Genomic DNA, 5,331 nt, shown 5'->3' with positions numbered 1-5,331 from the left:
TTCACCACGTAGAGCGGCTCGCCGGTGTTGGCCAGCGAGAGCACCAGGGCGTGGTAGCCCCACTGGCCCTTGTAGTTGATGTCCATGCCCTCCTTGCACTTGCCGGTCGTCTCGACCATCGTGCCGTCGGCATCGATGACGGCCTCCTTGAAGAAGTCGGCAGGCTGCTGCCGCCACACCTTCGCACGAGTTTCATTGAAGATGTCCTGCAAGATGCCGATGCGATCAACGTCGAAGCGACGGCAGAAGTCGCCTGCTGTCGTCGGATCGGGAATGCGACGGGCACCGATGGCATCGAGGTAGGCCTCATCGTTTCGCAGAAGCTCCAAATGCTCGAGCCGCGTACCACCCGCAAGATGGTTGTAGGCGAAGTTCAGAACATGGTCCGACTCTTGGTAGGGCAGATGCACCTTGAGGAGATCGAGCCGCTCGTCGAGTGCCCGGTCGAGGCCGAGCCGCTTGACGAACAGCTGCGCCGCGCCGATTCCACCACACGAGATCGCCCGCGTTCGCTCCGCAACATCGTATTGAATGTTCGTTGCCGAGAACTCTGGCCGATCCGTTCCGCATCGCTCCGCTTGCTTCAGTCGCCGTGCGATCCTTTGCTTGCGATTCGCGAGACTCTTTCGTATCTTGGCGTTCACTCGAAAACCTCCGTGCCTCGGTGTGAGATGTTCTTCAACACCATCTCTAACGGCCGAAAGCCTCGAAGGTGTTCGAGTTTTTTATGCGCCGCGTCGATCACGCGAGGCGAAGCTCGCTTGGATCAGGGCTAGGGTGGCGGCTTCCGCCCGTCTCTCCCGGCAGACCACGCCTTATGATCGAGCTGTGGCCAAGATTGCTGGGCAACCCGCTGGCCGAAATTGTCGGAATCGTTATTCCACGGCCTGCCGGTTGTTTCCCGGGGGCGTTGATTGGCCCCACCTCGGCCAAGGAGACTCATCGCCCAAAACCGCATCAGCGGCAATTTTGAACTACGTTGCGTCAGCCGCAGTACAGTCTGTGAGCGAAACGATCGACCCGATATTCTGTGCCGCCATGAAACACAACGTCGATTTTCAATCACCTCGTCACCGGCGGCTCTTCTCTCAATGGCGACAGACCTATCGCCGTCATCATGTGGCCATTGGTTGGGGGATCGTAGTCGTGGTCGCGGTGGCGGCCGTGCTGTTGGGAACCGTTGGCTTTGCCAAGAATCTGACGATCACTGAACCCGACAAGCAGTATTCGATCGCCACGCTGATTTTCATGGCGTTGCAAATGTTGGTGCTCAATGCCGGAGCCTCTTCAGAACCGATCGGTTGGGAATTGGAGATCGCTCGCGTGCTGGCCGTCGCGGCATTCTCAGGGGCGGTGTTAAAAACGGTGGCGGCGGTGTTTCGACAACAGTGGGAAGCCGTTTCAGTGCGGTTTCTGCTGCGGAGCCATGTCATCGTTTGTGGTTCTGATCAGAAAGGATCCCGTCTGGCTATCGACTTACTTGCTGAGGGCGAAAGTGTTGTCGTAGTCGAGCGAGAGGCTGAGAATCGTGACGTCGAGAAACTCCGCGTTCTTGGCGAGTACATCGTTGCGGGAGACGCCTCGCATCCGCAGACGCTGGTGAATGCGGGAGTGAACCGAGCCAATCGGCTCTTGATTGCGTATGGTGATGATGCCGCCAATGTGGAGATCGCCGCAGCCGCAAGCGAGGCCTGTCGTGATCGTCGTTCGTCGAAGCTTGCTCGGCTGGTGATCCACGTTCATTGTGTCGATCATCGGCTGTTCGGTTTGTTGGCGGCGTCGAGCTCGCATGCGAACGCCGGCTCGCGAGTCGAGCATCGCCGCTTCGACGTGCTACTCAATGATGCTCGCTTGTTGTTCGAAGAGCATCCGCTCGACCGATTGCCCATTTCGCCCGATTCGACCAGCGTCGTGCAGTTGGTCTTGCTGGGGTATTCGCGCGAAAGCGAGTGCCTGTTGTTACAGACGGCGCGGCTGGGGCATTTCGCGAACTTGCATCGCCCGCGAGTAATCGTCGTCGATCCCGACGCGGCATTGCACGGGCAGCGGCTCCGCTGTCGGTTTCCGCACATCGACAATGTGTGCCAACTCGAATTCGTGTCTCGTGACCTCGATCACTCGGACACCGTGGCCGACATTGAACGTTGGGTCGGCGACGAGACTGCGATTACCGCACTGGTTGTCGGTCCCACTGACGAGGATCAACCCTTGCCGCTGGCATTGGGGCTGCCGCCCGTCGTCGGCGAACGTGACGTACCGGTGTTCGTGCGTTTGTGCCGTCGCGAGGAACTCGCCAACCTCTTGAAAACCAACGAGCGTCGTCCGCGGCTCATTCCGTTCGGTTCACTGGCTCGCGCCGGAAGTTCAAAGATGGTGATTCAAGAGGAACTCGACATCTTGGCCAAAGCCATCCATGAGGAGTACGTCCGCAAGCGAACTGCGGACGGCGATTCGCCCATCAAGTTTCCAGCCATGCGGGATTGGGCCGAACTGACGGAAGATTTCAAAGAAGCCAGTCGCGACCAAGCGGACCACATCTCAGTGAAGCTCCGCGCGGTCGGTTGCATTGCGGTGCAGCAAGATGAATTACAAGGCCGCGAGCTAGCCACATGGTCCGCGGAAGAGATCGAGATCCTGGCCAAGATGGAGCATCAACGTTGGAATGCCAATCGCTGGCTAAACAATTGGCGTCGTGGACCGCGCGACGATGCCAAAAAGCTGCACCCCAACCTCGTCCCGTGGGATGAGCTCGACGAAAAGACTCGTGACTACGACCGTAACCCCATGCGAAATATCCCAGATCACTTGCGACTTGTCGGACAAGTGATCGTCCGCGACAAAAGGGTCACATGACCCAAGATAAAGAAACCACAGGTGGACGCCCGCGCCGAGATCTGAACCAAGAGGAACCTGAAATGTACTATTATGTCCGCGACGAAAAGCAGATTGGTCCGACTTCTCTTGAAGAACTGCGCCAAATGGTGGCAGCGGGAGAATTACAAGCCAACGACCGTATCTGGACTGAGGGTTGGTCAAGTTGGCAGCCTGCAACTCATCTCCGGGAGTTGTTCCCAGGTGTTCCGCCACCACTTAATCCGGATCAAACCGTTGTTCGTCCGCATGCTCGACAGAGCGCCCAACGCCGACGTCAGAACAACGTGTTGTGGTACGTCGTTGGGGGCGCGGCTTGTGTGGTTGTCGTGGGAGGGCTGTACTTCGCTTCGCAGCGCCGGGGACGGACAGCTGAGGCCACAATGCAGGAGTCGCTAGAAAAGGTTCACAAGGACTTGGATAAACTCAGGACGGGATTAAGTAACACTTTGAACGCGTTGGGCGAGGCCGACGAACTCATGTCTGATACAGCTCGTGAACACTCTGCCAGACCGGTCGATGCCGACATCTCCCGTTATTTGCAGACGCACGGTGACGGTGAGACTCGGATGCTGCTCTTGATAGATCGCAAGATTACTGCGGACGATCTGGCACAAATCAAGCCGCTGGGTGACGGGCTCTACATCAGCTTCGAGGAATCGCTACTGCCTTCACGGAGTCTGAAGCAGTTGGCGGGGATGACGCTGTCGAACCTGGATCTCTCGCGCAGTTCGGTTACCGACGCCGACCTGGCGGACCTCGCGACTCTGAAGCAGCTCGACCGTCTGCACTTGAACGGTGTGGCGATCACTGATGCGGCCTTGACCCACGTCGCCAAATGTCCGGGGCTGACGCGGCTCTATCTCAATCAGACGAAAATCACCGACGCTGGCCTGCGACATCTGGCCGGCATGCAGCAATTGAAGGAACTACATTTGGAAGGCACGGCGGTCAGTGGCCAGGGATTCTCGGCGTTCGCGGTGGGGAAATCACTGGAGGAAGTCAACCTCAAAGGCACCAAGGTCACGGACCAGACGCTGCCCTCTATCCTGCGGTTGAAAATGATGCGTCTCGTATTGGAGGAAACTCAGGTCACCGATTCTGGGTTGGAACTGATGGTCGAGCCGTTTCCTGGCCAAGTCATGTTGGCGGGAACGCGAGTGACAGAGGACGGCGTTCTCGCGTGCGAGAAGCGGCTGTCGGGGATCAGCTTACACGGTGTTGGGCCAGCGGACCCTGGTAAAATGGAGATGGATCGAACCCGCAAGCGGGTAGATGACATACTAAACAAATCACTAAAGTTGTAGTTAACGCCTAATTCAATCGAGACCGCTCCATGTCGAATACGCCACCACCGATCCCGCCTCAGCCGGGTGCGCATGGAAAACAAACGCCTCCAGATGCGTGCGACATCTTTGTCAGCTATCGCCGACAGGGAGGTGCCGAACTAGCTCGGTTTCTAGCCGAGAAGCTGACTATCAGAGGCTACCATGTTTTCCTGGACGTTGACACATTGGGCGCAGGAAGCTGGAGCGATGAATTACAACGCCGCGTGGATGAGTGCTCCGACTTCATCGCAATTGTTACCGAGGATTATGTTGAGCGGTGCAAGGACGCGGATTCCGTGGTGTATCACGAGGTAGCTCGGGCTCTCGGCACCGGTGTTAACGTAATTCCTCTGTTGGTTGCCCACCAACGGTTCGCCGAACAACTTCCAAACAATCCGGTGATTGAAGGGCTGAAGCTAAATAACGGAGTGCGGTACTACCATGAGTATCCGGACCCTGTGATCGACACGCTCTGCTCACGTCTTGTTTCCACGCCGCTCTTGGGACCGGAACGCTTGCAAACTCCCGAAGCCCAGGCAAAGGTGGTCGTCGCCACTGTGGGGTTTTTACTCGGTGCGTGGCAGGGGAGCCACATTGGAGAACGAGCGACCTTCGTGGGGGTTTATCCGGCTCTGACGGAAGGGTTGTTTTGGGGACTCGTGCTCCCGATCGTAATCGGCGTGCCGTTCTTAGTGTTGCTCGCGATCGTGGGCCATGCCCTGAAAATTCGCCGCGATCGGCTCTACGGTGGACCGTGGGTTCCATTTTGGGCGCTGTTCGTGCCGCTCGTGTTTGTGCTCTCGTCGTTTGTGACGGTGGGAATCCTGAGGCCGATGCATGTCAACAGTTTCTTTTGGGGAGGACTTCTGGGCGGGCTTGTCGGCATCGGGATGACAGCGCTCGCCATCATCACGAACGCCTGGAGCATCGTCGGGCGGATGCTGGGCGTGCAGGCTCGGTAAGCCCCATCCGCTGCACTTTGTCCGAATGCCAGTAATTGAGTCGATGAGCGGCGATTTATTTCTGGCCGTGAATAGCCCCCTCAATGCAAATCGGCCTGACTCTGTACAGGCCATCCAGGCTCCGAAAGTAGCGAGGAAGAATCTCTAGAGTGAGTTCTGAGCCTAGTGCT

4 protein-coding genes are annotated in these 5,331 nt (G+C 57.6%); 3 read left to right on the top strand and 1 reads right to left on the bottom strand.

All coding sequences use genetic code 11. The features are described from left to right. Positions 1–644 (bottom strand): IS1380 family transposase (locus tag SGJ19_24565; GenBank protein MDZ4783432.1); only part of this gene is annotated, 644 nt, incomplete at its 3' end. Between the two features lie 394 nt (positions 645–1,038). Here SGJ19_24565 and SGJ19_24560 point away from each other — a divergent pair. The 3 genes from SGJ19_24560 to SGJ19_24550 are packed head-to-tail and all read left to right on the top strand — an operon-like array spanning position 1,039 to position 5,161. Beyond that, a complete protein-coding gene (locus SGJ19_24560; GenBank protein ID MDZ4783431.1) occupies positions 1,039–2,853 on the top strand; it encodes an NAD-binding protein in 1,815 nt (604 codons plus the stop codon). Beyond that, entirely contained in the window at positions 2,850–4,178 is a 1,329-nt protein-coding gene (locus SGJ19_24555; protein MDZ4783430.1) for a GYF domain-containing protein, read from the top strand. Before SGJ19_24560 ends, SGJ19_24555 begins: the two co-directional genes overlap by 4 nt. A 29-nt stretch (positions 4,179–4,207) precedes the next feature. Next, complete coding sequence (locus SGJ19_24550) at positions 4,208–5,161, top strand: toll/interleukin-1 receptor domain-containing protein (protein MDZ4783429.1); 954 nt, start codon at positions 4,208–4,210, stop codon at positions 5,159–5,161. Positions 5,162–5,331 lie beyond the last annotated feature (170 nt).

The organism is Planctomycetia bacterium, from assembly GCA_034440135.1.
GTDB lineage: Bacteria > Planctomycetota > Planctomycetia > Pirellulales > JALHLM01 > JALHLM01.
Note: the sequence above shows the minus strand (reverse complement) of the source record. Positions and strands in the feature narration are given on the sequence as shown.

Excerpts from the sequence above, each read along its gene's own strand:
- SGJ19_24560 (MDZ4783431.1), top strand. The coding sequence starts at position 1,039 with ATGAAACACAACGTCGATTTTCAATCACCTCGTCACCGGCGGCTCTTC.
- SGJ19_24555 (MDZ4783430.1), top strand. The coding sequence starts at position 2,850 with ATGACCCAAGATAAAGAAACCACAGGTGGACGCCCGCGCCGAGATCTG.
- SGJ19_24550 (MDZ4783429.1), top strand. The coding sequence starts at position 4,208 with ATGTCGAATACGCCACCACCGATCCCGCCTCAGCCGGGTGCGCATGGA.